The organism is Enterobacter sp. 50793107, assembly GCF_001463365.1.
Taxonomy (GTDB): domain Bacteria; phylum Pseudomonadota; class Gammaproteobacteria; order Enterobacterales; family Enterobacteriaceae; genus Enterobacter; species Enterobacter cloacae.
On record NZ_LNII01000027.1, the window covers coordinates 1 to 26,272 of the forward strand.

Genomic DNA, 26,272 nt, shown 5'->3' on the forward strand with positions numbered 1-26,272 from the left:
GGGTTATTATTGGCATTTTCAAATTAGCGCAAAGAATATGTCATGTTGCGCGAACAGGATATATTTTGCGCGTAGTGAGATTTTTCCTAAAAAAGAATTATCTTTGTCATACCCTAAAATTTGGTATCAAAATATGGCAGAGGTTTAAGGATTAATCTTATATAATAAGATTTCTCTGACAAAGGAATGGATCTGATTCAATGAAAAAAGTCATGTCAATAGCGCTTCTGGTGGTTGCCGTTGGGGCTGTTGTAGGTATGAACGTTAACTGGAGTGGCGAACCGGATTATATTCAGTCAGCGGAAGCTCGGGTCGGTTCTTATTTAACCAGCGACTACGGACGCGTGGCGTGTAATAGCAAGCAAATTGATGACGAGCGTTGGGAATTAGGGTGTACCAATCCGTCGAAAAGTAAAACATTCCAGTTTGCTGTTTTCTCAGCAGATAAAGCACCGTATGGCGTCTCGCGTCCATTCTATCTGGAAGCGATTAACGATGATGCAAAACAGAGCGCGGAACAGGGCCTGATGCGCTACCTGCAAATTAATACCAAAGCGGGTTAATGGCTCTGTTTAGCTTTTGTTGAGTTCAGGCATGTTAGGTTGTTATTGATCCGCTGCCCGGCATGGAGTGTCGGGACGTAGACATGAAAATACAAATCTATCCATGCAAGCATTTACCGCCAGATTATGGCGGTTTTTTTTTGCCTGCGAACCGGCCATCAGCGTGGCGGGCGGGCAAACTGTTTACGGTACTGGGCAGGGGAAAGCGCGAACTGCTGGCGGAAATGGTGACGCAGGGTCGCTGCCTGACCAAATCCGGTTTGTTCAGCAATGCTGTCGATGCTGAGACGGCTGCTCTCAAGATAATCTTTCGCCCGTAACAGTCGTTCATTAAGCAGCCAGCGCGCAGGCGTGGTGCCTGTGGCAGCCTGAAAGCGGCGCAGAAAGGTGCGCTGGCTCATGCCGACGCGACGCGCCAGCGAATCCACGCTGTGAGAAATGCTCAGGTGATTGTGCAGGAAGTCGAACAACTGTCCCAGACGCTGGCTCTCCCGCAGCTGTGCCACCGGGCGACTCAACTGCTGCGGCTGGGAGCCATCCCGGTGGGGAGGAATGACCAGACGGCGCGCGACGCTGTTGGCGGTTTCCATACCGTAATCCCGTCGCACCACGTGCAAACAGAGATCGATGCCTGCCGCGCTTCCTGCAGAGGTCAGAATATCGCCTTCATCCTGATACAACACATCCTCGACCACGCCGATCGCCGGATAACGGGCTTTCAGCGCCTCAATATAGCGCCAGTGGGTGGTGGCTTTACGCCCGTTCAGCAGACCCGACGCGGCCAGAACAAACACCCCGGAACAGATAGAAAGCAGCTGGCAACCGCGCGCATTGGCCCGGCGTAAGGCCTCGCAGAGCGCCGCGGGAACAGGCGCATCCATCCCTCGCCAGCCCGGCACAACGATCAGGTCTGCCGATTCCAGCAGATCAAGCCCACCGTCGGTCAGGATGCGGATCCCACCGGTTGCCCGAAGCTCACCGTCATCAATGCCCGCCACCGCAAAACGATACCATTCGTCGCCCAGCTCGGGACGTGGCAAACCGAAGATTTCCACCGCCACGCCAAATTCAAAGGTACACAAACCGTCATAGGCCAGTACCACCACCAGCGGGCGGGAAACCTGTCTTAAGTTTGTCATCTTTTTGCTGTTTTCTGGCATAAGCGGACGCATTCACGTGATCAATTTCTGGATAGAGTAGTGTTAACACAAACGCCAAAGATGAGGAAGGATCATGAGTTATGTTACTGAATTTCCGGCTGCCGAGCCGCAGGAAGCCGTTACCCATTTTCTGCGTCGCCTGAGCGTCGAAACGGACTGTGCCGATGTGCACCATGCGCTGACGAATAACGAGCAGGACTTTGTGTTGCTGCATGTTGTCGGGAAACCTGAGCAGTTTGCCCGTCGTCATGTGCCCGGCGCGATACATATGCCCTGGAGCCAGATCACCGAGGCGCGCATGGCGCAGTGGCCGGCCGATACGCTGTTCGTGGTGTACTGCGCGGGGCCGCATTGTAACGGCGCGGACAGAGCCGCGCTGAAGCTGGCGCGTCTCGGATTGCCGGTGAAAATCATGATTGGCGGCATCACCGGCTGGAAGGACGAACAGTACGCGTTCGCCAGTAGCGAAACCGCTGCCGTGCTGTGAACATGAATAAATTTCAACTGTCGTGAAATTTTCTCGTTTGCCGGGATACAGCAGGTATGTCATCTTTTTTGGACATTTAGACATCCAGAAGTCTAAAACTTCAAGAGATGAATTATCACTGCTGGCAATTATCGCCGGCAGACAGAGGAGATTTCCATGCAGCGACAGCACGCACCATACCGCGCCGATGTAGTCGGCAGTTTTTTACGCCCGGATGCCATCAAACTGGCTCGCCAGCAGTTTGCCCGCGGTGAGATTGATGCCGGGCAGCTTCGCGCGGTGGAAGATGACGCGATCCGCCAGGTGGTCGAACAGCAGTGCGCCTGCGGCCTGCACGTGGTCACCGACGGTGAGTTCCGTCGCGCCTGGTGGCACTTCGATTTCTTCGATGGTCTGCAGGGGGTTGAGCGTTACGATTCACAGCAGGGCATTCAGTTCAACGGCGTGCAGACCAAAGCGCACGGCGTGCGCGTCACCGGCAAGCTGGGCTTTGGCGATCATCCGATGCTGGAAGACTTCCGCTACCTGAAAAGCATCAGCGGCAACGCGCAGCCGAAAATGACCATTCCCAGCCCGAGTGTGCTGCACTTCCGCGGCGGTCGCAAAGACATTGATGCGACGGTCTATCCGGATCTGAATGACTATTTTGACGATCTGGCCACCACCTGGCGCGACGCCATCCGGGCCTTTTATGATGCAGGCTGTCGCTATCTGCAGCTGGATGATACCGTCTGGGCCTACCTCTGTTCGGATGACCAGCGTCGTCAGATCCGCGAGCGCGGGGAAGATGCCGATGAGCTGGCGCGTACCTATGCCCGCGTGCTGAACAAGGCGCTGGAAGGAAAACCAGACGATTTGACCATCGGTCTGCATGTCTGTCGCGGTAACTTCCGCTCCACCTGGATTTCCGAAGGCGGCTATGAGCCGGTGGCCCAGGTGCTGTTCGGCACGGTGAACGTCGATGCCTTCTTCCTGGAGTACGACAATGACCGTAGCGGTGATTTCGCACCGCTGCGCTTTGTCCGCCCGGGCAAGCAGCAGGTGGTACTTGGGCTGATCACCACCAAAAATGGCGAGCTGGAAAACCCTGAAGGGGTGAAGGCGCGCCTGGAGGAGGCGGCCAGATACGTGGCAAAAGAGCAGATCTGCCTCAGTCCGCAGTGCGGTTTTGCCTCCACCGAAGAGGGCAACACCCTGAGTGAAGCCCAGCAGTGGGACAAAGTGCGTCTGGTCACACAGATCGCCAGCGAAGTCTGGTAATCCCGTCGTCACAGCGCTGCATTATAAAAGTGCAGCGCTGTACCATTCTGAGTCGTTCTCTTTACATCCCGCGTTACACATCCTGCAATAGCACGTTATTCATCCTGGCATCCTTTTTGCTCCTGTTTCGCTGAGACATTTTTCCGCGTCCATGCCGTAACGGACGTCTTCGCACAGCGTTCTTTTTCAGGAGTGAAAATATGCACCGTCGTACATTATTAAAAGCCTTCGCGTTGTCTGCGTCAGTCGTTGCTATGGGGATGAGTTTTGGCGCACAGGCGGCCGATACCATCAAAGTGGGGATTATGCATTCGCTCTCCGGCACGATGGCGATCTCAGAAACGCCCCTGAAAGATGTCGCCCTGATGACGATTGACGAGATCAACGCCAAAGGCGGGGTGCTGGGTAAAAAACTGGAGCCAGTGGTGGTTGACCCGGCCTCTAACTGGCCGCTGTTTGCCGAAAAAGCGCGTCAGCTGCTGAGCCAGGATAAAGTGGCCGTGGTGTTTGGCTGCTGGACCTCGGTGTCACGTAAATCCGTACTGCCGGTATTTGAGGAGCTGAACGGTCTGCTGTTCTATCCGGTGCAATACGAAGGCGAAGAGATGTCGCCGAACGTCTTCTATACCGGTGCGGCGCCAAACCAGCAGGCCATTCCGGCGGTGGAATACCTGATGAGCGAAGACGGCGGTAGCGCTAAACGCTTCTTCCTGTTGGGCACGGATTACGTCTACCCGCGAACCACCAACAAGATCCTGCGCGCCTTCCTGCACTCTAAAGGCGTGGAAGACAAAGATATCGAAGAGGTCTATACCCCGTTCGGGCACAGTGATTACCAGACCATTGTCGCCAACATCAAGAAATTCTCCGCAGGCGGTAAAACCGCGGTGGTCTCCACCATCAACGGGGATTCTAACGTCCCGTTCTACAAAGAACTGGCTAACCAGGGGCTGAAAGCAACCGATGTCCCGGTGGTGGCGTTCTCCGTTGGCGAAGAGGAGCTGCGCGGGATTGACACCAAACCGCTGGTCGGCAACCTGGCCGCGTGGAACTACTTCGAGTCCGTTGATAACCCGACCAACCAGGCCTTCGTGGCGGACTATAAAGCCTATGCCAAAGCCCATAAGCTGCCTAAAGCCGATACCGTAGTCACCAACGACCCGATGGAAGCCACCTATGTCGGGATCCACATGTGGGCGCAGGCGGTAGAGAAAGCAGGCACCACCGACGTGGATAAAGTGCGCGCGGCCATGGCCGGACAGTCCTTTAAGGCACCCTCCGGCTTTACGCTCACCATGGATGCCACCAACCATCACCTGCATAAGCCGGTCATGATCGGTGAAATCGAAGGTAACGGTCAGTTTAACGTGGTCTGGCAGACGGAAGAGCCGGTACGCGCCCAGCCGTGGAGCCCGTTCATCGCCGGGAATGATAAAAAGCCCGATCAGCCGATGAAGACCGCCAGCAACTAAGCCATTACTGCAGGGAGAAAAGTCATGAACGCCATGCGCATGATGATCGCTATTGTATGGCTTACCGGACTGCTGCCAGGGATGGCGCAGGCATCGGATGCCGATCAATTTGTTGCCGCCAGACGCAGCCAGCAGGCGGATATGCTGACCCGCTGGGCTCTCGCGCCGGATGCCGCAAGACTGCCGTTACTGCAGGCGCTGCAAAACGAAAATCTGTTTGCCGACAGCCAGAAACATGCCTTTGCGCGACGCAATGGCGAGATGGTGGCGCTGGGAGATTTCCCTGCTGCAGAAGGGCAAACCAAAGCAGTACGCCTGACCAACCGTCTGCGGGTGCTGGCCGCCACGGCCAACGCTACGCATCAGCTTATCAGTGACAACGTCACGCAGCGGCGTGCCGCCGCGCGCCAGTTACAGCGGGATGCGCAGCCGGAAATGATCGGCCTCCTGCAAACGCGGGTAAGCAGTGAAACGGACGATGTGGCGCGCCAGTCGCTGCTGCTGGCGCTGGCTAATCTCCAGCTCGCCAGCCCACAGGCTGACGTGCGTCTTCAGGCTATTGAACGGCTCGGGCAATCTGACGACCCGGACGTGCCATCCCGACTCATGCCATATATCCAGACGCAAACCGAACCGGATGCCCGCGTGCGTGCCGCCGCCGGGGAGAGCCTGAGCCAAATTCAGCACCGTCTGATGTGGGGCGATCTCCTCGGGCAGGCGTTTATGGGGCTGTCGCTGGGCTCGGTCCTGCTGCTGGCGGCGCTGGGACTGGCAATTACCTATGGGCTGCTGGGTGTCATCAACATGGCGCACGGCGAGATGCTGATGCTTGGGGCGTACGCCACGTGGATGGTTCAGCAGATCATGGCCAGCGTCACGCCTCAGTGGCTGGCGCTGTATCCGGTCGTCGCGCTGCCTGTCGCCTTCTGCCTGACCGCAGGCATCGGGATGATCCTTGAACGCACGGTGATCCGCCATCTCTATGGTCGTCCGCTGGAGACATTACTCGCCACCTGGGGTATCAGCCTGATGCTGATTCAGCTGGTACGCATGACGTTTGGCGCACAAAACCTGGAGGTGGCAAACCCGGCCTGGCTGTCAGGCGGGGTGCAGGTGTTTGCCAACCTGACGCTACCGTGGAACCGCATTGTGGTATTGGGCTTTGTGCTAATGGTGCTGTTCTTCACCTGGCTGGTCCTGAATAAAACCCGTCTCGGCCTGAACGTGCGTGCGGTAACGCAAAACCGCAGCATGGCGGCCTGCTGCGGGGTGCCGACCGGGCGTGTCGATATGCTGGCGTTTGGTCTGGGCTCCGGCATCGCCGGTTTAGGCGGCGTGGCGCTCTCCCAGCTGGGCAACGTCGGGCCGGAACTGGGCCAGGGTTACATTATCGACTCCTTCCTGGTGGTGGTTCTTGGTGGCGTCGGACAGCTGGCGGGGAGCGTGGCGGCGGCGTTTGGCCTTGGGATCTTCAACAAAATTCTTGAGCCGCAGATGGGGGCCGTGCTGGGCAAAATCGTCATTCTGGTGGCCATCATTCTGTTTATTCAGAAACGTCCGCAGGGATTGTTTGCGCTGAAAGGGAGGGTCACTGACTGATGAGCCAGCCACTTACCTTAAAACTGGCGCGAAAAGCGCCACGCACAACGCAGATTGCAGGCAGCCTGCTGGTGGCGTGTTTGCTGATATTGCCGTTCTTTGCGATGTTGCCCGCCACCCATCCGCTGGCGCTGTCGACCTGGATGCTGACGCTGCTCGGCAAAATCCTGTGCTACGCCATCGTTGCGGTGGCGCTCGATCTGGTATGGGGATATGCCGGTATGCTCTCGCTGGGCCACGGGATCTTCTTCGCGCTGGGCGGATACGCCATGGGGATGTACCTGATGCGCGAGGCCGCGGGCGATGGGCTGCCCGCATTTATGTCGTTTCTCTCCTGGAGCGAACTGCCGTGGTTCTGGTGGGGAACCCAGCACTTTGCCTGGGCGCTGGTACTGATTGCGATGGTGCCGGGGCTGCTGGCGCTGGTGTTTGGCTGGTTTGCCTTTCGCTCAAAAATCAAAGGCGTTTATTTCTCGATCATGACGCAGGCGCTGACGTACGCGGGAATGTTGCTGTTCTTTCGCAACGAAACCGGGTTTGGTGGCAATAACGGTTTTACCGGTTTTACCACGTTGCTGGGATTCTCCATCACCGCGACCACGACCCGTATCGCGCTGTTTCTGGCGACCGTCATGTTGCTGCTCCTCACGCTTGGCATCGGCTTTGCCCTCGCCAGAAGCAAGTTTGGCCGTATTCTCACCGCCGTGCGCGACGCTGAAAACCGCCTGACGTTTTGCGGCTACGATCCGAAGGGATTTAAGCTGCTGGTATGGACGCTTTCCGCCATGCTGTGTGGCCTGGCAGGGGCGCTCTATGTGCCGCAGGTCGGGATTATTAACCCCGGTGAAATGTCGCCGACCAACTCCATTGAGGCCGCCATCTGGGTGGCGCTGGGCGGCCGCGGCACGCTGGTTGGCCCGGTCATTGGCGCGGCGCTGGTGAACGGCGCGAAGAGTTTCTTCACCGTCGCAATGCCGGAATACTGGCAGCTGTTTCTCGGGCTGATTTTTATCGCGGTAACGCTGTTTTTACCGCGTGGCGTCTACGGCCTGTTTCGTAAGGGAGAGAAATAATGCAGCCAGCCGAAGGATTATTCACTCGCCAGCTGCCCGGGGATCGCTATCGCGAGCAGACGGACCCGGTGCTGCAGCTGGATAAGATCAACGTTAACTTCGATGGGTTTCAGGCGCTGACGGATCTCACGCTGAACATCGGCGTGGGGGAGTTGCGCTGCGTGATTGGCCCAAACGGCGCGGGAAAAACCACGCTGATGGACGTGATCACCGGCAAAACGCGGCCAAAAAGCGGTAAAGCCATTTATGACCAGTCGGTAGATCTGACCCAGCTTGAGCCAGCCGCCATTGCGCGCCAGGGGATTGGCCGCAAGTTTCAGAAACCGACGGTATTTGAGGCGCTGACGGTATGGGAAAACCTTGAGATCGCCATGAAAACCGACAAGTCCGTCTGGGCAAGCCTGCGGGCCAAACTCAACGGCGAACAGCGCGATCGTATTGATGAGATGCTGGTCCTGCTGCGGCTCGCCGGTGAACGCGACCGCCGCGCCGGACTGCTTTCGCACGGACAAAAACAGTTCCTCGAGATCGGAATGCTGCTGGTCCAGGATCCGCATCTGCTGTTGCTGGACGAACCCGCCGCCGGGATGACGGACGCGGAGACCGAGTACACCGCCGAGCTTTTCCGGACCCTGGCAGGCAAGCACTCGTTGATGGTGGTTGAACATGACATGGGGTTTGTTGAAACCATTGCCGATCGCGTGACCGTACTGCATCAGGGACAGGTGCTGGCAGAAGGCTCGCTGCGCGAGGTACAGGCCAACGAGCAGGTAATTGAAGTCTATCTTGGACGCTAAGGAGCCTTGATGTTACAGGTTAACGAACTGAATCAATACTACGGTGGAAGTCATATTCTGCGCGGCGTGAGCTTTGAGGCCATCACCGGCGAAGTGACCTGCCTGCTGGGGCGCAATGGCGTGGGTAAAACCACGCTGCTGAAGTGTCTGATGGGGCTGATCCCTGCGAAAACGGGTGAGGTTATCTGGCAGGGGAAAAAGATCACCCACAGCAAGCCGCACCAGCGGGTGCAGTCTGGCGTGGCGTATGTACCGCAGGGACGTGAGATTTTTCCGCGCTTAACCGTGGAAGAGAATCTGCTCATGGGGCTCTCGCGCTTCTCAGCCCGCGAAGCAAAACATGTCCCGGAGGAAATCTGGCAGCTTTTCCCGGTATTAAAAGAGATGAAGCATCGACGCGGAGGCGATCTCTCTGGCGGACAACAGCAGCAGCTGGCGATAGGTCGCGCCCTGGCGAGCCGTCCGCAGCTGCTGATCCTCGATGAACCTACCGAAGGCATTCAGCCCTCGGTAATCAAAGAGATTGGCCACGTGATCCGCCAGCTTGCAGACCGGGGGGACATGGCGATCCTGCTTGTGGAGCAGTTTTATGACTTTGCGGCAGCGCTGGCAGACAGCTATCTGCTCATGTCTCGCGGCACCATTATCCAGCGAGGACGGGGAGAAAACATGGAGCAGGAGGGCGTTCGCGGACAGGTTGCGATCTGAAATGTTATAATATAACATTCTCATTCTTATAAAAACGGAGTGAGGATACTGTTGTGGCTGCACATATTGGAAAATTTGCGATGACTCTGGGGGCGCTGCTGGTCAGCGGCCAGCTGTTTGCCCACTCACACGGTCACCAGATGACCGAAGCGGAGCAAAAGGCGGCAAACGGCGTGTTTGCGGACAAAGATGTTAAGGACCGGAAACTGTCCGACTGGGACGGCACCTGGCAGTCCGTTTATCCCTTCCTGCTGGATGGCTCGCTGGATCCGGTCTTCAGAAAGAAGGCGCAGAAGGACAATAAAACGTTCGACGAGATCAAAGCCTATTACCGCACGGGGTACGCCACCGATGTGGAGGCTATCGGCATCGAAAATAACGTCATGGAATTCCACAAAGGTAAAGAGGTCAGCCGCTGTCAGTATGATTACAGCGGCTACAAAATTCTGACCTACGCGTCAGGCAAAAAAGGTGTTCGCTATCTGTTTGAGTGTAAGGACGCGGGCAGCAAGGCACCGAAGTTTGTTCAGTTCAGCGACCACACCATTGCGCCAAAAGCCTCATCCCACTTCCACATCTTTATGGGCAATACCTCCCACGAGGCACTGCTGAAAGAGATGGATAACTGGCCGACCTATTATCCAAACGAGATGTACAAAGAGCAGGTGGTGGAGGAGATGTTGCACCACTAGGCTGTTGCTGTTGCCGGGTGGCGGCTACGCCTTACCCGGCCTGCGATCAGGGTTTTGTAGGTCGGGTAAGCGCAGCGCTACCCGACACGCAATCTTCACGCTTCACGCTCATTCCACGCAGGATCATCAGCCAGGCAATGACGATAGCCGCCATCATAATCATAAACAGCGACCAGTGCGGCAAATGGGTCAGGATGATGCCGGTGATCATCGGGTTGGCCGCCGCGCCGAGCCAGCCCAGCGCCTGAGCGGAGAAGTAGCTTGCTTTCATACCCGGCGGGGCGATGTTATCGATCAGCATATATTCACCCGGTGCATAAATAATCTCACCCAGCGTAAAGATGGCGGCGGCGATGCCCCAGTAAATCAGGTTTTCTCCGGAGATCATAAAGCCACCCAACCCCACGATAAAAAACAGGGTGGCGGCCGTCATCAACGGGCGAATATTGCTGGCAGAGATTTTGCGTCCGAGTGCGTACTGCAGCGTTACCACCACGGCGGCGTTGACGGGCAGAACCACGGCGACCACCTTTTCGGCGAAATCACTGTCTGCATGCGCGGCCAGGACATACTGCGAAATACAGCTCGCGAACGACCCGCCGACGTATGACGCGAGCAGGCCAGAGAGCGTATACCAGAACAGCGCGCGGTCTTTCAGCAAAACCGACGGCTGCCACGTTGCCTTCTGCTCCGCGGTATCTAACGCAATGCTTTTTTGCACAAAGAAGTGGATAAACCCCAGCGGCAGGGCGGCACAGAACGCGGCCAGCCAGAACGGCAGCTGCAGGCTGTACATCACCAGAAACGTGCCAAGAGGCGGCCCGATCGTCCAGCCGATGTTCAAAAAACTGTAGTTCAGCGAAAAAACGCGGGCTTTTTCACTGGAGGTCAGCACGTCGGAGAACCAGGCTTTCAGCACCGTCGAGAAAACAGAATAGGCACAGTTGATTAACGAAAAGAACAGCACCACCAGCGTGACGTTATTGACCAGCGGGATCGCCACAAAACCGGCGATAAACGCCACAATCGCGATCAGCATGTAGCGCTTTTTATCGAACTTATCGGCCAGAATGCCAAACCCCAGGCTGAATACCACGCCGATGGTCAAGGCAATAGTCAGGGCATAACCAATATTCTCGACGCTCATGTTAAACACGCGCGTGAGATAAATAGTCATAAACGGCAGCGTAGCGCCACGACCGATGGTTAATAACAATGACGATGCCAGCAGCGCTGCGGTTGAACGCCTGAGAGATGGTTTCATATTCCTGCCCGACAAATGCTTATGCTTTTTTATAGTGTGTCCTAAAAGGAGTATCACGACATAAGAGGCTTGTATAGCGCCCAATTTATCCGTAAGTGCTTCAACTGCCTGCCAGAATTAATGATCTTCTCGCGACGCACTTTTTTCTGTTACCTTGAAGTGTTAACAAATTATTAATAAATCAGGGGCAGGGTATGACGCGTAAAGACGGATTGCTGGCACTGCTGGTGGTCATCGTATGGGGACTTAATTTTGTGGTCATCAAAGTGGGGTTGCATAACATGCCCCCGCTGATGTTGGCCGGTTTGCGCTTTATGCTGGTCGCCTTCCCGGCACTGTTTTTTGTTGCCCGCCCGAAAATCCCGCTAACGCTCCTGCTGGGTTATGGCCTGACCATCAGCTTTGGCCAGTTTGCATTTCTGTTCTGCGCCATTAAGTTCGGTATGCCTGCCGGTCTTGCCTCGCTGGTGCTGCAGGCGCAGGCGTTCTTCACCATCATTCTTGGTGCGTTTGTTTTTGGCGAGCGTTTACAGGGCAAACAGCTGGCGGGGATCACTCTGGCCGTGTTTGGCGTGCTGGTGCTGATCGAGGCCAGCCTGAACGGCCAGCATGTGGCGTTGCTGGGCTTTATGCTGACGCTGGCAGCGGGGCTGAGCTGGGCCTGCGGCAATATTTTCAACAAGCTGATTATGCAGCATGAAACACGCCCGCAGGTCATGTCGCTGGTGGTCTGGAGCGCGCTGATCCCGATTGTGCCGTTTATGGTGGCCTCGCTGATTTTTGATGGCCCGGCGGTGATGCTGACGAGTCTGGTTGAAATCGATCTCACCACTATTCTTTCACTGGTCTACCTGGCGTTTGTCGCCACCATTATCGGGTACGGGATCTGGGGTTCTCTGCTGGGGCGCTACGAAACCTGGCGCGTGGCGCCGTTATCACTGCTGGTGCCGGTTGTCGGGCTGGCGAGCGCTGCGATTTTGCTGGACGAAAAGCTGAGTGCATTACAGCTGCTCGGCGCGGTGCTGATCATGGCCGGGCTGTATATCAACGTGTTTGGCTTACGCGTGCGCCGGGCGGCGCGAGTGCGGAATTAGGGCAGAAAAAAGCCCCGCATCGGCGGGGCAAAACGAATCAGAAGCCGTGCTGATTATAATAAGGCACGCCTAATTCGTCGGATTTATCGCTACCAGACCCCATGTGGTTGAAATCATAAGGGGACTGGCTATGTGCTGACGGCAAAATCATCGTGTCATGATTATTTTGCTGCGTTGCACGAGGGGGTTGCTCCGCGAAGGTCTGGCTGGAAAAGAGCACCAGCAAGGCGAGGGCGGCGGAGGCGGTAACGTTCATGATTTCCTCGGTTACGTCTTTACAGGCGATGATTAACTACAATGTTTTAGCGGATAAAGGTATCGGGATTCACCCGGCACGCTGGTGATACGATACTTATGAGGCGGCACGTCGAAGTAGTTCTTAAACGTACGCGTCAGGGTCTGTTGCGATTCAAACCCGTATCGCTCCGCCAGATAAAGGATCGGTTCATTACTTTCTTTCAGTTTTTGGGCAATTTCCGTCAGCTTGCGGCTGCGAATATATTGACCTAATGAATGACCGGTCTCTTTTTTAAACATCCGTTGCAGGTGCCATTTGGAGTAACCTGAACGCTCTGACACTTTTTCAAGGGAGAGCGGCGATTCCAGGTTATCTTCGATCCAGTCCAAAATGCTATGAATAGTGATAGCGTCAGTATTGCGTCTGGACATCGTCATACCTCTTTTTCTGTTTACGGCAGTATTTTCTTAAGCAAAAGCTCAAGCGTTGCCACTTCCTCTGCCGTTAAGTTTTTTGTTAGTTCCTGATGCAGTGTTTGTCCTACTAATTGATGACATTGTTCACACATATCCGCACCGTCGCTGGTGAGTGTCACCAGGACGCCGCGCTTGTCATTCGGGTTAGGGCTTCGTTCTATCCATCCTTTACAGACGAGACGATCCAGCATGCGGGTCAGCGCGCCCAGATCGACAGAGAGCACCTTTTTTAACTCAACCGGGGTGATACACACCTGGCAGCGAATGGAGCACAGCACTTTAAACTGCGTTGCGGTGATATCCAGCGGCGACAGATAGTCATTCAGCAGGCGGTCTTTTTCTGATTAACCAGATGAATAAGACGACCCAGCGGAACAACGTCGTTGAAGATATCACTGGTGCTTTTCACAATGGTTGCCCTGGCAAGTAGTTTAATCACGGCAGATATTATTGCTCAGGCAAGTATAAGTCAACTGAATGGATCTGCGGATGCCACGAATTGCTAAAACGTTTCATGAACTTTTGTTGAGGTCTTTCAAATCATACAGATAACGCAGGGTTATCGTTCCTTTATGAAAATAATCGTTACGTTGCGTGAATGGCTCAATGTCACACTTTCACCCTATAATTGCGGTGATAAACATGGATAAGGACAACGACGCACTATGTTGGATTTGATAAAAGCAATTGGTCTTGGGCTGGTGGTATTGCTGCCGTTGGCCAACCCGTTAACGACGGTAGCGCTTTTCCTCGGGCTGGCAGGGAATATGAACAGCGCAGAGCGCAATCATCAGTCGATGATGGCCTCAGTGTATGTGTTCGCCATCATGATGGTGGCTTACTACGCCGGTCAGCTGGTGATGAATACCTTCGGGATCTCCATCCCGGGTCTGCGTATCGCCGGGGGGCTGATTGTGGCCTTTATCGGTTTCCGCATGCTGTTTCCGGCGCAAAAAGCGCATGAATCGCCTGAAGCGAAGAGCAAATCCGAAGAGCTGGAGACCGAACCGAGTGCGAATATCGCCTTTGTACCGCTAGCCATGCCGAGCACGGCAGGGCCAGGGACCATTGCGATGATCATCAGTTCTGCCTCAACGGTACGTGACGGCACTACGTTTCCGGACTGGGTCGTGACCGTAGCGCCACCGCTGATATTTGCACTGATCGGCATTATTGTGTGGGCATCATTGCGCAGTTCCGGGGCAATTATGCGCTGGGTCGGCAAAGGCGGTATCGAGGCGATTTCCCGTCTGATGGGGTTCTTGCTGGTATGTATGGGCGTGCAGTTTATTATTAACGGCGTGCTGGAGATTATTAAGACTTACCACTGAGGTCATTGCCGGGTGGCGGGGCTGACGTTATTACGGGTTTGTAGGCCGGGTAAGCGCAGCGCCACCCGGCACAAACAGACGTCACCCGTGCTGCCCCTGTTCCTCCAGCGCCACCGGCCATTTACGGAAGATCAACACCGACCAGATAAGCGCCACCAGTGCCGGAATGGCCCCCAGATAGCCAATCGCCGACATGGACACGTGCAGAATCACCTGATTGCCCACCAGCGCACCCGCGCCAATGCCCAGGTTAAAAATGCCCGAGAACAGCGACATCGCCACGTCTGTGGCATCCGGTGCGAGGGCCAGCACTTTCACCTGCATCCCGAGACCGATAATCATGATCGCCACACCCCAGAACAGGCTGAGGATTGCCAGCTGGCTTTCACTGCCCGCGGCGGGCATCAGCAGCAGCAGACACGCCAGAAGCAAACCGATGGCGCTGCTCACCAGCGCTGAAGCGTGCTGATTGCCAAGCTTGCCGAAAAGAATACTGCCAATAATGCCCGCCCCGCCAAGGAGCAGCAGGAGAAGGGTGGCAAAATTGCCGCTAAAGCCGGCCACCACCTGAACGAACGGCTCGATATAGCTGTAAGCCGTATAGTGGGCGGTGACTACAATTACGGTAAGCAGATAAATGCTCAGCAGCGCCGGGCGACGCATCAACAGCGGCAGGCTTTTCAGCGAGCCGGAATGTTCGCTTGGCAGCTTCGGCAGCAGTTTTACCAGACATACCAGGGTAACCAGCGCTCCCATGCCAATGGCGAAGAACGTGGTACGCCAGCCGAAGTATTGCCCCACGATACGGCCAATCGGCAGGCCCAGCACCATCGCCAGCGCGGTCCCGGTGGCAATCAGGCTCAGCGCCTGGGCGCGTTTCCCCGCCGGTGCCAGCCGGATAGCCAGCGACGCGGTAATCGACCAGAAAACGGCATGCGCAAAGGCGATCCCGACGCGGCTTAACACCAGCACCGTAAAATTCCACGCCAGGAACGACAGCACGTGGCTGGCGATAAACAACGCAAACAGCCCGATCAGTAGCTTACGCCGCTCCATCTGGCTGGTAAGCAGCATAAACGGCAGCGACATCAACGCCACCACCCAGGCGTAAATGGTCAACATAATGCCCACCTGCGCCGTTTCCATCTGGAAACTCTCTGCGATGTCAGACAACAGCCCAACCGGAACAAATTCAGTGGTGTTGAAAATAAACGCGGCAATAGCCAGCGTGACCACGCGTAGCCACGCAACCCTGCGGGAAACTGTGTTCGTTGTCATAGGGATGTCGGAGATTCGTTGCAAAAGAAGAGGAGACGATCTTAAAGCCTTGCACGGCGAAAACTCAACCATTATGTGATGCAGATCTCAATATTTACCTTATGAAAGCGGTAGCCGGAGGCAGGGTTTTCATTGAATATAAAAGAACACTCCAACAAAAACAGGCGGTAAGACAGTGCAGGAGATTGATTTTTATCTGGTCGATGCGTTTAGCAATGTGTCATTTGGCGGAAATCCGGCTGCCGTTTGCCCGCTCAAGGCGTGGCTGCCGGACGAAACGTTACTGAAAATGGCGCAACAGCATAATCAGTCGGAAACCGCATTTTTCGTCTGTACGAAAGGGGGCATTGAGCTACGCTGGTTTACCACGCTGACCGAAGTTAATCTTTGCGGTCACGCCACGCTTGCTGCGGCGTACGTTCTGTTCAATGAGCTGGACTATCCTGACTCGCGGATCCACTTCGAAACAGCCTCTGGCCGCCTGACGGTGAGCCGGGAGGGGGAGTGGCTGACGCTGGATTTCCCGGCATGTCCCACGCATGAAGAGACGCCTCCGCCGGAGATGCTCGCGGCGCTCGGTATCCGCCGCTACGTTGAAGCCCGCAAAGGCCGCGCATGGGTGGTGGTGCTGGAAGATCGCCAGCAGGTTGAAGCACTCGCACCGACAATTTCAGCCATGACGCCTGGCGAACATAAGGTTGCCGTTACGGCGCGGGGCGACGGGGATTACGATTTCGTCAGCCGCTTTTTCTCCCCCGGCGTTGCCGTCTGGGAAGATCCGGTGACCGGCTCTGCACATACCATGCTCATTCCTTACTGGAGCGAAAAATTGGGTAAAACGACGATGTTTGCCCGTCAGGTTTCCGCGCGGGGCGGCGACGTGCGGTGCGAGCTAAAAGGCTCGCGCGTGCTGATGAGCGGACAGGCGTCATGCTATTTGAAAGGCACAGTTTTTCTGCGCTAGATACCTATAACAACAGAGGAAAAGACAATGCAGGAAATTGATTTTTATCTGGTGGATGCCTTCAGCGACAGGGCGTTTGGCGGCAATGCAGCGGCGGTATGCCCGCTGGAGGAGTGGCTTTCGGATGAGACGCTGCTCAAAATGGCGCAACAGCATAACCAGTCTGAGACGGCGTTTTTCGTACGCACCGACACCGGGTTCGAGCTGCGCTGGTTTACCACGCTGCATGAAATCAACCTCTGCGGCCACGCGACGCTGGCAGCGTCCCACGTGATTTTCGAATACCTCGATTATCCGCATACCGAAATCACCTTCACCACGCGCTTCGTGGGTGAGTTGACGGTGAAACGCAGCGGCGACTGGCTGACGCTCAATTTCCCTGCGTGGTCGACCGAGGTGGTCGACAATCCCCCTCCGGGCCTGTTCAGCGCGCTGGGGATAGACCAGGCTAAAGAGGTCCGCGTCGGACGGGATTTCATGGTGGTACTGGAGAGCCAGCAACAGGTGGAGGCCTTAACCCCGGATATTGCAGCGATGGCACCGCTCGGGAAAATGGTCTGCGTGACGGCACCAGGAGAGGAGTATGACTTCGTCAGCCGCTTCTTCTGCCCGGGCGAAGGGGTACCGGAAGATCCGGTCACCGGATCCACGCACAGCATGCTGATACCGTACTGGAGCGAGAAGCTGGGCAAAACGTCGATGAACGCCCGCCAGGTTTCATACCGTGGCGGGGATCTGCGCTGCGAACTGAAGGGCGACCGTGTGCTGATTGGCGGCCAGGCGACGCTCTATCTGAAAGGGCGTATCTTCCTGCGCTAGCTGAGCGAGGCGCCGCCGCATATCACCATCTCCTGGCCCGTGATGGCGGCGGCTTCATCGCTGAGCAAGAAATTCACCAGTCCCGCGACCTCTTCTGGCGTGATAAGACGGCCGATGGGCGGACAGGTAGGCGGTGAACTTTCTCGCCCCGGTGCGCTAAGCATCGGCGTTTGGGTGGCGCCCGGCGCGACCACGTTCGCGGTGATCCCACGCGGGGCCAGTTCCGCCGCCCAGCTTCTGACCATCCCAGTCATCGCCGCCTTGGTGGCAACATACTGTGAACGACCTGCCGCCCCGCGGGAGGTTCTGCTGCCAATCGCCACAAATCGTCCACCGGCGGCCATAGCGGGCGCGAAATGGTTAAACAGGGCTTCGCAGGCCTGGACGTGCAGTTGCCACAGTGACGCGCTAACCCTGCTTTCCAGTTGCCCCAGTGGGGCGGCGGCCATCATCCCGGCGGCGTGGATCACCGCCTGCGGTGTCGCGATGGCGTGCAGGGCGCTGTTCAGTGCATCAGGGTCGGTGATATCCACGCGTAACCCCGTAAAGCCAGGGGTATCCGGCATCACGGCGCGGCGGCTGAGTCCGGTGACCTGCCAGCCTTCCGCCAGTAAACGCTTAACGATGGCCTCACCAATTCCGGAGCTGGCTCCGGTCACGACGGCGTGACGCATGTCAGACCTCCAGCATTGAACGAGGAACTTTAAACACCGCTTTGCGCACGGTCATCGGCGCGCCGCTGGCGCACAGCGCCTGGTGTGGTTCTCCGGGAGAAAAGACCACAAAGTCACCCGCGCCAAGGCGGATCCCGACGCTGTGTGCCGATGAGCTGGCAATGAACAGGTCCGCTTTACGCTCTTCGTCATCCGGCTTGCCAACAGGGCGCGCGCCGGCATAGATGAGTTCTTCTCCCGCCAGCACAACCTGAATATCCGCCCACTGGTGATGGTACTCCGTATGCCGCTCCGCGCGCGGCTGCGTCTGCGCCGGACCAATCTGGCAAAACCAGGGGGCATTGTCCGGCTGCCAGCGGCCGTCATCGCGTTCGCTAAGCGCCTGCAGCGTGCAGTCCGGGCGGGACAGCAGGGCATACAACACCGGCGGTAACCCTGCCAGCGGCAGGGCGTCGAGATGTCCAATAATCATGCTGACTCCTTGACCCACTCGGGCGTCACCCGCACGTATTTTATGGCCTGACGAAAGTAGGTGTAGGCGATATGCAGGCTGCCATCCGGGCTCTGCTTAATGCTCGGATAGGAAAACTCACGGTTCAGTTTCTCCAGAGAGTTGTTAGTCATGCAGTAGCCGTCTCCCTCGTCCAGATGCCGTTGCCACGGCCAGCTTTTGCCTCCGTCCGGCGAAATGGCGACGGTCATCGGCGCACGCGGGGCACCCCAGAAGGCGGTTCGACCGTGGGTCACAACCGGCTCTTTACGGCCATCGCCATCGTCAATTTCATCGTACAGCGAGGTGCGACGCTCCTGCGCCCCGGCGGCGCTCATGAGGTTAAACACCAGCGCCAGCTCGCCACTGGCAAGCGTTGTCACCTGGATAGAGGAGTTGTTGTTAGGTAATACCGTGGGTTCCGGCACGGACCAGCTTTCGCCGTTGTCCGTTGACTGGCTGTAATAAATGTTATCCGCCCAGCGGCTGCGGAACAGGGCAACCAGGGTGCCATTGCGCAGCGGGGTGATATTCATATGGACGCAGCCCAGGCTGTCCGGCACCTCAACATCACGCCAGGTTTTGCCCCCGTCTTCGGAGATTTTCACCGCGCTGATGTCATCGTTACCGACCCATTTCTCACCTGGCCGGGTGCGGCAGTAAAACACCGGCAGCAGCCAGTTCCCGTTCTCCAGCACGACAATCGGCTGACGAATAAAGGTGCCGGGTTTATCGAGCAGGGTCGCGATGGCCCCCCAGGTTTTACCCAGATCCCGGGACTGGCGATAGCGCACAATAGCGGTGTCCTGGTTGCCGGACATCTGCGCGGTCCACAGCAGCCACAGCACGTTATCGGGTGCCAGGAACAAAACCGGGTTCTGTTCGGAGCGCGTGGCATCATCCGACAGTTTTTCTGCCTCACTCCACTGCTGGCTTCCCGGTGACAGGCGCGAACCCCACACAGAGATATCCGCAATACCCTCCTGGGTACCGCCAAACCAGACGCACATCAGCGAACCATCCGGCAGCGGCAGCAGATTTGCCGCGTGGTTTTGTGGGCAGGCGGAAGGCAGCATGGCCGCCTCCACGCGCGTATCCTGTTGTGGGCGAATAATCCCGTCGCGGGTTACGGTTACAGACATATCAGACTCCATTGTTTTCAACGGGGGTTGGCGCTTTACCCTGTGCCTTTCCCGGAATGAGACGGTCGATGACCATGATGACCGCAGGGGTCAGCAGGGCGATGTACATATTGTTAATGCCAAACGGATCGCCCAGCAGATACCAGACAGAGGTCACGACGCAGGCGCCGATCAGCCCAGCATTGGCTCCGCGAGTACTGCGGAAGAACGGGGCGTAGAACGCGATGACCGCCACGACGGAAATCGACAGACGAATGGCGCGGGTAAAGAACGACAGCTTTAGCACTTCAGGCACCAGCAGAACAAAAATCAGCGGCAGGAAACCAATCAGCAGGGAGATCCAGCGGGTAGCTTTAAACTCCTGCTCGGGGGTCGGGTTGCGCATCGGCACGTAGAAATCTTTGACCACCAGGGAGGCAATGGCGAGCGCCACGGTACTGACGCTGACGAAGATGGACGCCACCAGAGAGGTGGTGACCAGACCGGCCAGCCACGGGTTCATATCCTGCAGGAAAATCGGCATCGCATACAGGCTGTCGATCTCCGGATGCAGGTATTTTGCCGCCACGCCAATCACCGCAATGGCCAGCGCGATCGGCAGGCAGAAGAAGAACGCGACCCAGGTGGAGCGTTTAGCCGATTTAACATCTTTGGTGGAGGAGATGGCCTGGATCACAAACTGAGTGCAGAAGATGGAGCCAATGGTGCCGATAAGCCACGCGAAAATGGTCGACGCGCCGATGTTGCCATCCCAGGTCCAGTAGAAGTCCGGCATGTTTTCGATCATCGGCGTGAAACCGCCGGTTTTGGATAACGCAAAACCCATGATGGCCAGAATGCCGAAGTATTTCAGCGCACTGTGCAGCACGGTAACCCACGCCACGCCCTTCATGCCGCCAAAGGCGAAATAGAAGGTACTGACGATAGCCGTAATGAAAGCGGCAACGGGCAGATTGACTTTCAGTACGGTAGAAATGGCTGCTGCGCCACTGACGTAATTCCCCACGTTCACCAGCAGCAGAGCGTAGATCATGATGAGGGAGATAATGTTTTTGGTGCTGTTACCGTACTTTTCAGCAATCGCACCCGAGATGGTGATTTTCCCGGTGTTGTATATGCGTTTTACCAGTAACAGACCAAAAAGCGGAAAGCCAATCGCGGCCCCGATGACGGACCATGACGCAGCAAACCCGTCCTCAAACGCCGCCTGCGCGGTGCCGATGGTGGATTTAGCGCCGATATACTCAGACATCAGCAGGATCCCGAAAATAAACGCCGGCATCGCGCGGGAGCCTTCCATAAAGTCCCCGGAATTTTTACTGCGGATCCGGAAGGTCAGCCAGGTGGTGAACAGGATGTAGACAATGACTATGCCCACAATGATCAGGGTATCTTCAGCGGTAAAATTATTCATCTTTGCCTCTCTTCAGGGCGAGTGAATCCTGGGCACCTCAGGTACCCGGTATTCTTATTGACGAAACCAACGCCGTTTAGCTAAGTGACGTTGTCACTATCTGGCGAATCTGTTGGCACTGCTGCTCGCTAAACGCCACGGCATAGCGACTCTCTCCGACATCCTCGCCCATGATTTGCAGGGCCTTTTTAACCGCGGCAGGGGAAAACGCCACGCTGTACAGCTCGGTACGCAGTCGGGTGACGCGCTCCTGCGCCTGCCGGGAACCTTCAACATCACCCGCGTTAAAGCGTGACCAGATGGCGTTGATCGCCGCTGGCGCCACGTTTGCCAGCCCGGAAATACAGGCTGAACATCCCTCGACGAAGCCCTGATGGATCAGTGAATCTGGTCCGTTCAGCACGTCAAACCCGTCAATGTCGCTTACTGCGTTGAGGAAACCACGCAGGCTTTCATAGCTCCCGGCACTGTCTTTAATACCTGAAATGTTGGGGTGTTCGGCCAGCGCCCGTACCGTGGCGGGCTCAAGGGTGTTGCCGGTCCGCGCCGGAATGTTGTACAGAAAGACCGGTACGGTTAGCGCGTCAGCGACGGCGGTGTAGTGTGCGATGAGTTCAGACTGTTTCAGCGGCACGAAGTAAGGGGTGATGACGGAAACCGCATCCACACCCAGCGCGGCGATCTGTTTTCCCAGCCGGATGGTGTCGCGGGTGGAGATTTCGCCAATATGCGCCACGACGGGCGCGCGTCCGGCGACGGTTTCCACACAGGTCCGGGTGATCGCGATTTTTTCCGCTTCGTTCAGGACAAAGAACTCGCCGTTGGTTCCGCCGCAGAAAATGCCGTTTCCGGCGTCCAGCTGCCGGGCAACCTGCCGCGTTAAGCCGGGAAGGTTGAGTTCGCCTTCCGCGTCAAAGGGGGTGACGATGGCCGTCAGCACACCCTTGATGTTGTTACGCATTTCTTACTCCTTGACTATGCATGTTCAGGAAACAGTGTCCGGTAAATCGCCTGCACCTCGTCGTGATTCACCTGACAGGGGGCATTGTTCATTAACCGTTTAACGTTCATGGCGGCATCGCTCAGGGAAGCGATGTCTTCGCGCGGCACGCCCAGGGACTCAAGGTTGTCCGGCAGGTTGAGCCGACGAACCAGCGCGGCAAAGTACTCCACCAGCGCGTGAGATTTTTCGTCATCGGACAGGCTGCCGTCCGCGCCTGGCACGAGATCCCAGACCTGCGCAAATTTTGTCACGCAGTGGGGACGAACCACCCTCATGCAGGGCGCCAGAAGAATGGCGTTGGCCACGCCGTGCGGCAGGTGATATTTCCCGCCAAGCGGATAAGACAGGGCGTGAACCAGGTGTGTGCCGGCATGCGCAATCGCGACCCCGCCGTAATAAGAGGCCCACAGCATTTCCAGCTTTGCCAGCAGGTTGCCCGGCTCAGCGCAGGCCGTTTCAATGTTCTTCAGCAGCTTAGCGAGCCCGGTCAACGCCGCGTTATCGCTGACCGGGTTGGCGACCGTGGCGGTGAAGCACTCAATCAGATGGCACAGGGCATCGATGCCGGTGGAGGAGGCAATATGCGCGGGCATGCTGGTGGTCAGTTCCGGCAGCAGGGCGACGTAATCGGGCAGCAGGACCGGAGAGATAATACCGACCTTCGTGTTTTGCTCCGGTATCGCCAGAATAGCGTTCGGCGTGGCTTCTGACCCGGTTCCGGCGGTGGCGGGGATCAGAAGCGAGGAGATACGTGCCACCGGTTTTACCCCTGCCAGCAGGCTGTCCAGCCCCGGTGACAGCGGGTGACAAAGCACGGAGAGCAGTTTCGCCACATCCAGTACGCTGCCGCCGCCGATCCCGACCACGACATCAAACGATCCGCTGTTTAACCCCGCGAGCAACTGACTGACATCGTGGTGGGAGGGTTCAGGCGGCACCGTGTCAATCACCGTGACGCGGCGGTTGCCCTCTTCAAGAATTGAACGGATCTGTTTTGCCGCCTCCAGACGCGCAATGTTGCCGTCCGTAACCAGCAAGAGCTGCGCGTTATCGGTGAGTAATGGCCTGATGGCGGCGAGCGCATTTGCGCCGCTAATAATGGTGCTGTTGAGGGTAACCACGCTTTTCTCCTGTCTTTGTGTCCATGATTAAATTCGCTCAATTAAGACGCTTCATGGTCATCGTGTGGCTAAATTTATAATTTATTCGCAAACTGATTAACTTGATCTTGCTCACATATAATCAATCATGATTGAATATAATCATTAACAGGAAAAACGAGCCCGGAGTGGGAATGAAAGAAAACAACCTGTTCAGAGACGTCGTTGTCGTTGCAGATGACTTTACCGGGGCAAACGATGCGGGTGTCAGCCTGGCGCTGAGCGGTAAGAAGGTCAGCGTGGCATTCCACACCCCCTTTACCCAGCCGGTGGATGCACTGGTTATTAATACCGATTCCCGTGCGCTGCGGGCAGCAGATGCGGCCGAAAAAGTGGCCGTACTGGGGGCGGATATTGCGGCTGCGCGCTGGCTCATCAAAAAGATTGATTCCACGCTGCGCGGCAATGTAGGGGCAGAAACAGGCGTCCTTAAGGCAGTAAGCGGCAAACGGCAGGTGATTGTGGCGCCAGCGTATCCCGCGGCAGGGCGGATCACACGCCACGGCAAGTGTCTGGTGAACGGCATTCCGGTGGATGAAACCGAATTCGCCAGCGATCCGAAAACGCCCGTCCCGTCTGCCACGATTGCTGACCTGTTTACCGACGTGAGTTGTCAATCCGTAACGGTAAACACGCTGGCAGCCGAACTGGCGCAGGGAACGGAGTGGCTCATTGTCGATGCCCAGTGTGACGAGGATCTGGACGCCATTATTGCCGCCGCGTTGACCTGCCCGCAGACGCCGCTACTGGTCGGATCGGCCGGGTTATGTGATGCGCTGGCACGCCATCTCGCCCCCGTGAAGCGTCAGCAACTGCTGGCGGTGGTGGGATCAATGAGTGAGATCGCTCAACGTCAGATTGCGCTGGTCGCTGCAGAGCCTGCGGTTTCGTCGGTATTTATTGATGTTAATGATGTGCTGAAGGGGGAGACGGCGAGCGCGCTCATGCGCATCACGCAGGCCCTTAAGGCGGGCCGTCACTGCATCGTTCATACCTGCCCGGACCATGAGGCGCGACATCAGGTTGAACGGCTTTGCGCGCAGTATCAAATGACCCGGACCGAACTGGGTGAAACGATCTGCGCCTTCCTGGGGAAGATTACCCGAGAGGCACTGACGGCATGTCCGCCGGATGCGTTGTATGTCTCAGGCGGCGATGTGGCAATGGCCGTCGCCAGTGCGCTTGATGCGCAAGGATTTGAAATTACAGGGCGCGTCGCAGGATGCGTCCCTTACGGCAAATTTCTGGGTTGTGCCTGGCACCAGCCGGTAATGACCAAAGCAGGGGGCTTCGGAAAAGAAGAGACGCTGCTTGAGGTGTTGCATTTTATCGAGGAGAGACTGAGTGACTAACATTATTGCTGTAACCATGGGTGACCCGGCGGGCATTGGCCCGGAGATCATTATCAAATCCCTCACCGGGAGCGAATTAACGGGAGCCCCGGTTGTCGTGGTGGGCTGTGCCCGCACGCTCAGGCGGGTGCTGGATGATGGTATTGTGGGGCAGGCTGACATCCACATCATCAGGCAGGTCAGCGAAGCCCGTTTCGCCCCCAACGTGATTAACGTGCTGGACGAACCGCTGGCCGACCCTGATGCCCTGAAGCCCGGCGTAGTCCAGGCTCAGGCGGGGGATTTAGCCTATCGCTGCGTGAAGCGCGCGACGGAACTGGCGATGGCGGGGGACGTAAAAGCGGTTGCCACGGCGCCACTGAATAAAGAAGCGCTGCATCTGGCCGGACATCACTACCCCGGGCATACCGAGCTGCTGGCCCATCTGACGCACAGCAAAGACTACGCTATGGTGCTGTACACCGATCGGCTGAAGGTCATTCATATCACGACCCATATTGCGCTGCGTAAATTCCTTGATACGCTCAATCAGGATCGGGTAAAAACCGTCATCGGCATTGCGGATACCTTCCTGAAACGGGTGGGCTTTAGCGCACCTCGTATTGCGGTCGCGGGCGTGAACCCGCATGCGGGAGAAAATGGCCTGTTTGGCGATGAAGAGATCACGATTGTTGGCCCGGCCGTTGCAGCGATGAAGGCGCAGGGGGTCAACGTCACCGGACCGTGCCCGCCGGATACGGTATTTATGCAATGCCACGAAGGAATGTATGACATGGTCGTTGCGATGTATCACGATCAGGGGCATATTCCGCTAAAATTGCTCGGCTTTTACGACGGGGTGAATATCACCGCCGGATTGCCGTTTATCCGCACCTCTGCAGACCACGGAACCGCGTTCGATATTGCATGGACCGGTAAAGCCAGGTCGGAGAGCATGACGGTGTCTATTCAGTTGGCTATGCAAATTACACGGGAATAATATGAAGGGATATAACCGGTTAGAGCAGATAATGGATTACCTCAAAGGGCACAACCTGGTCACGGTGGATCAGCTGGTGGCGATCACCGATGCCTCACCGGCGACGATCCGCCGCGACCTGATTAAGCTTGACCAGGAGGGCGTCATCAGCCGAACCCACGGCGGCGTGACTCTTAACCGGTTTATTCCTTCCCAGCCGACCACGTCCGAAAAAATGCAGCGCAGCCTGGCAGAAAAACATGCCATCGCCAGCGCGGCCGCGAGCTTTGTGAAAGCGGGGGATGCCATTGTGCTGGATGCCGGTACCACAATGATTGAACTCGCGCGTCAGCTCACGCATCTGCCGCTTCGCGTCATCACCAGCGATCTGCACATTGCGCTGTTTCTCTCTGAGTTTAAACAGATTGAAGTGACGATCATTGGCGGCCGTATCGATGATTCGAGCCAGTCCTGTATTGGTGAGCACGGGCGTCGGCTGTTGCAGAATGTCTGGCCTGATGTGGCTTTTGTCAGCTGTAATGGCTGGGATATTACCCGCGGTATCACGTCGCCTACGGAAGAGAAGGCCGCGCTGAAGCGGGATTTAATAGCCAATGCAAAACGCCGGGTGCTGCTGGCAGACAGCTCTAAATACGGTGCCTGGTCGCTGTTTAATGTGGCGCACCTGAACACCCTGACGGATATCGTCACCGACAGCAGGCTGGATGAAGCGGCCCGGACCCAGCTGGAACAGTTTGAGACCCGCCTGACGCTGGCGTCATGACATAAGTTAAAACTATGAAG

At 56.7% G+C, this 26,272-nt stretch carries 27 protein-coding genes and 1 pseudogene; 16 read left to right on the plus strand and 12 right to left on the minus strand.

Annotation, left to right across the window (positions count from 1 at the left end):
* The first annotated feature begins 200 nt into the window (after window positions 1–200).
* Entirely contained in the window at window positions 201–563 is a 363-nt protein-coding gene (locus APU11_RS04395) for a hypothetical protein (RefSeq protein WP_023619540.1), read from the plus strand.
* Window positions 564–721: 158 nt separating this feature from the next.
* Here APU11_RS04395 and ftrA read toward each other — a convergent pair whose 3' ends face one another.
* Complete coding sequence (gene ftrA, locus APU11_RS04400) at window positions 722–1,723, minus strand: transcriptional regulator FtrA (RefSeq protein WP_040020929.1); 1,002 nt, start codon at window positions 1,721–1,723, stop codon at window positions 722–724.
* A 73-nt stretch (window positions 1,724–1,796) separates the two neighbouring features.
* Here ftrA and APU11_RS04405 point away from each other — a divergent pair, with 73 nt between their 5' ends.
* From APU11_RS04405 to zinT, 8 genes are all read left to right on the plus strand, one after another.
* A complete protein-coding gene (locus tag APU11_RS04405) occupies window positions 1,797–2,210 on the plus strand; it encodes a rhodanese-like domain-containing protein (RefSeq protein ID WP_058651339.1) in 414 nt (137 codons plus the stop codon).
* A 156-nt stretch (window positions 2,211–2,366) separates the two neighbouring features.
* Window positions 2,367–3,470 (plus strand): cobalamin-independent methionine synthase II family protein, encoded by a 1,104-nt coding sequence (locus APU11_RS04410; RefSeq protein WP_020688608.1) that lies wholly within the window; start codon window positions 2,367–2,369, stop codon window positions 3,468–3,470.
* A 200-nt stretch (window positions 3,471–3,670) separates the two neighbouring features.
* Window positions 3,671–4,942: an urea ABC transporter substrate-binding protein gene (urtA, locus tag APU11_RS04415; protein ID WP_058651338.1), complete on the plus strand. Its 1,272-nt coding sequence runs from the start codon at window positions 3,671–3,673 to the stop codon at window positions 4,940–4,942.
* 24 nt (window positions 4,943–4,966) lie between these two features.
* Window positions 4,967–6,541 carry an urea ABC transporter permease subunit UrtB gene (gene urtB / locus APU11_RS04420; protein ID WP_058651337.1) on the plus strand — a complete coding sequence of 525 codons (1,575 nt, stop codon included), beginning with the start codon at window positions 4,967–4,969 and terminating at the stop codon, window positions 6,539–6,541.
* Window positions 6,541–7,614 (plus strand): urea ABC transporter permease subunit UrtC, encoded by a 1,074-nt coding sequence (gene urtC, locus APU11_RS04425; protein WP_058651336.1) that lies wholly within the window; start codon window positions 6,541–6,543, stop codon window positions 7,612–7,614. Before urtB ends, urtC begins: the two co-directional genes overlap by 1 nt.
* Window positions 7,614–8,411, plus strand: coding sequence for an urea ABC transporter ATP-binding protein UrtD (urtD, locus tag APU11_RS04430; protein WP_058651335.1), 798 nt, complete (start codon window positions 7,614–7,616; stop codon window positions 8,409–8,411). Before urtC ends, urtD begins: the two co-directional genes overlap by 1 nt.
* A gap of 9 nt (window positions 8,412–8,420) precedes the next feature.
* The gene (urtE, locus tag APU11_RS04435; protein WP_020688612.1) at window positions 8,421–9,119 is read left to right on the plus strand and encodes an urea ABC transporter ATP-binding subunit UrtE; all 699 of its coding nucleotides are present in this window, start codon (window positions 8,421–8,423) and stop codon (window positions 9,117–9,119) included.
* A 53-nt stretch (window positions 9,120–9,172) separates the two neighbouring features.
* Window positions 9,173–9,811 (plus strand): metal-binding protein ZinT, encoded by a 639-nt coding sequence (gene zinT, locus APU11_RS04440; protein ID WP_013096631.1) that lies wholly within the window; start codon window positions 9,173–9,175, stop codon window positions 9,809–9,811.
* A gap of 46 nt (window positions 9,812–9,857) precedes the next feature.
* Here the strand turns inward: zinT and ydeE are convergent, their stop codons facing one another.
* Entirely contained in the window at window positions 9,858–11,075 is a 1,218-nt protein-coding gene (ydeE, locus tag APU11_RS04445) for an efflux MFS transporter YdeE (protein ID WP_058651334.1), read from the minus strand.
* 194 nt (window positions 11,076–11,269) lie between these two features.
* On the opposite strand from ydeE, the gene eamA reads away from it, so the two are divergent.
* The gene (eamA, locus tag APU11_RS04450) at window positions 11,270–12,169 is read left to right on the plus strand and encodes an O-acetylserine/cysteine exporter (RefSeq protein ID WP_013096629.1); all 900 of its coding nucleotides are present in this window, start codon (window positions 11,270–11,272) and stop codon (window positions 12,167–12,169) included.
* 37 nt (window positions 12,170–12,206) lie between these two features.
* Here the strand turns inward: eamA and marB are convergent, their stop codons facing one another.
* The 3 genes and pseudogenes from marB to marR form a co-directional block, all read right to left on the minus strand.
* Entirely contained in the window at window positions 12,207–12,425 is a 219-nt protein-coding gene (gene marB, locus APU11_RS04455; protein ID WP_013096628.1) for a multiple antibiotic resistance protein MarB, read from the minus strand.
* Window positions 12,426–12,457: 32 nt separating this feature from the next.
* A complete protein-coding gene (gene marA, locus APU11_RS04460; protein WP_008502237.1) occupies window positions 12,458–12,838 on the minus strand; it encodes an MDR efflux pump AcrAB transcriptional activator MarA in 381 nt (126 codons plus the stop codon).
* A 20-nt stretch (window positions 12,839–12,858) separates the two neighbouring features.
* Window positions 12,859–13,292, minus strand: a pseudogene (gene marR / locus APU11_RS04465) (multiple antibiotic resistance transcriptional regulator MarR).
* Window positions 13,293–13,548: 256 nt separating this feature from the next.
* On the opposite strand from marR, the gene APU11_RS04470 reads away from it, so the two are divergent.
* Window positions 13,549–14,214 carry a MarC family NAAT transporter gene (locus APU11_RS04470; RefSeq protein ID WP_013096626.1) on the plus strand — a complete coding sequence of 222 codons (666 nt, stop codon included), beginning with the start codon at window positions 13,549–13,551 and terminating at the stop codon, window positions 14,212–14,214.
* Window positions 14,215–14,295: 81 nt separating this feature from the next.
* Here the strand turns inward: APU11_RS04470 and APU11_RS04475 are convergent, their stop codons facing one another.
* Window positions 14,296–15,492, minus strand: coding sequence for a sugar transporter (locus APU11_RS04475; RefSeq protein ID WP_029883786.1), 1,197 nt, complete (start codon window positions 15,490–15,492; stop codon window positions 14,296–14,298).
* A gap of 175 nt (window positions 15,493–15,667) precedes the next feature.
* Between APU11_RS04475 and APU11_RS04480 the strand changes: the two genes are divergently transcribed.
* Together APU11_RS04480 and APU11_RS04485 are read left to right on the plus strand one after the other, a co-directional pair.
* Complete coding sequence (locus tag APU11_RS04480; protein ID WP_020688617.1) at window positions 15,668–16,456, plus strand: PhzF family phenazine biosynthesis protein; 789 nt, start codon at window positions 15,668–15,670, stop codon at window positions 16,454–16,456.
* Window positions 16,457–16,483: 27 nt separating this feature from the next.
* A complete protein-coding gene (locus APU11_RS04485; protein ID WP_045294029.1) occupies window positions 16,484–17,275 on the plus strand; it encodes a PhzF family phenazine biosynthesis protein in 792 nt (263 codons plus the stop codon).
* Here APU11_RS04485 and APU11_RS04490 read toward each other — a convergent pair.
* From APU11_RS04490 to APU11_RS04515, 6 genes are all read right to left on the minus strand, one after another.
* Complete coding sequence (locus APU11_RS04490; protein WP_045294031.1) at window positions 17,272–17,949, minus strand: SDR family oxidoreductase; 678 nt, start codon at window positions 17,947–17,949, stop codon at window positions 17,272–17,274. The genes APU11_RS04485 and APU11_RS04490 overlap by 4 nt on opposite strands.
* A gap of 1 nt (window position 17,950) precedes the next feature.
* Complete coding sequence (locus APU11_RS04495) at window positions 17,951–18,421, minus strand: YhcH/YjgK/YiaL family protein (protein WP_058651333.1); 471 nt, start codon at window positions 18,419–18,421, stop codon at window positions 17,951–17,953.
* Window positions 18,418–19,581 (minus strand): exo-alpha-sialidase, encoded by a 1,164-nt coding sequence (locus APU11_RS04500; protein WP_058651332.1) that lies wholly within the window; start codon window positions 19,579–19,581, stop codon window positions 18,418–18,420. Before APU11_RS04500 ends, APU11_RS04495 begins: the two co-directional genes overlap by 4 nt.
* A 1-nt stretch (window position 19,582) precedes the next feature.
* Window positions 19,583–20,995, minus strand: a complete 1,413-nt coding sequence (locus APU11_RS04505) for a sodium:solute symporter family protein (protein ID WP_060578331.1) — start codon at window positions 20,993–20,995, stop codon at window positions 19,583–19,585.
* A gap of 76 nt (window positions 20,996–21,071) precedes the next feature.
* Window positions 21,072–21,956 (minus strand): dihydrodipicolinate synthase family protein, encoded by an 885-nt coding sequence (locus tag APU11_RS04510; RefSeq protein ID WP_058651330.1) that lies wholly within the window; start codon window positions 21,954–21,956, stop codon window positions 21,072–21,074.
* 14 nt (window positions 21,957–21,970) lie between these two features.
* Complete coding sequence (locus tag APU11_RS04515) at window positions 21,971–23,119, minus strand: iron-containing alcohol dehydrogenase (RefSeq protein ID WP_058651329.1); 1,149 nt, start codon at window positions 23,117–23,119, stop codon at window positions 21,971–21,973.
* A gap of 173 nt (window positions 23,120–23,292) precedes the next feature.
* Here APU11_RS04515 and APU11_RS04520 point away from each other — a divergent pair, with 173 nt between their 5' ends.
* From APU11_RS04520 to APU11_RS04530, 3 genes are read left to right on the plus strand one after another with little or no spacing between them, the layout of a single operon-like run.
* The gene (locus tag APU11_RS04520; RefSeq protein WP_048972136.1) at window positions 23,293–24,510 is read left to right on the plus strand and encodes a four-carbon acid sugar kinase family protein; all 1,218 of its coding nucleotides are present in this window, start codon (window positions 23,293–23,295) and stop codon (window positions 24,508–24,510) included.
* Window positions 24,503–25,489 (plus strand): D-threonate 4-phosphate dehydrogenase, encoded by a 987-nt coding sequence (locus APU11_RS04525; RefSeq protein WP_029883778.1) that lies wholly within the window; start codon window positions 24,503–24,505, stop codon window positions 25,487–25,489. The genes APU11_RS04520 and APU11_RS04525 overlap by 8 nt, the downstream gene beginning before the upstream one ends.
* Before the next feature lies 1 nt (window position 25,490).
* Window positions 25,491–26,252, plus strand: a complete 762-nt coding sequence (locus tag APU11_RS04530; protein ID WP_058651328.1) for a DeoR/GlpR family DNA-binding transcription regulator — start codon at window positions 25,491–25,493, stop codon at window positions 26,250–26,252.
* The last annotated feature ends 20 nt before the right edge of the window (window positions 26,253–26,272 follow it).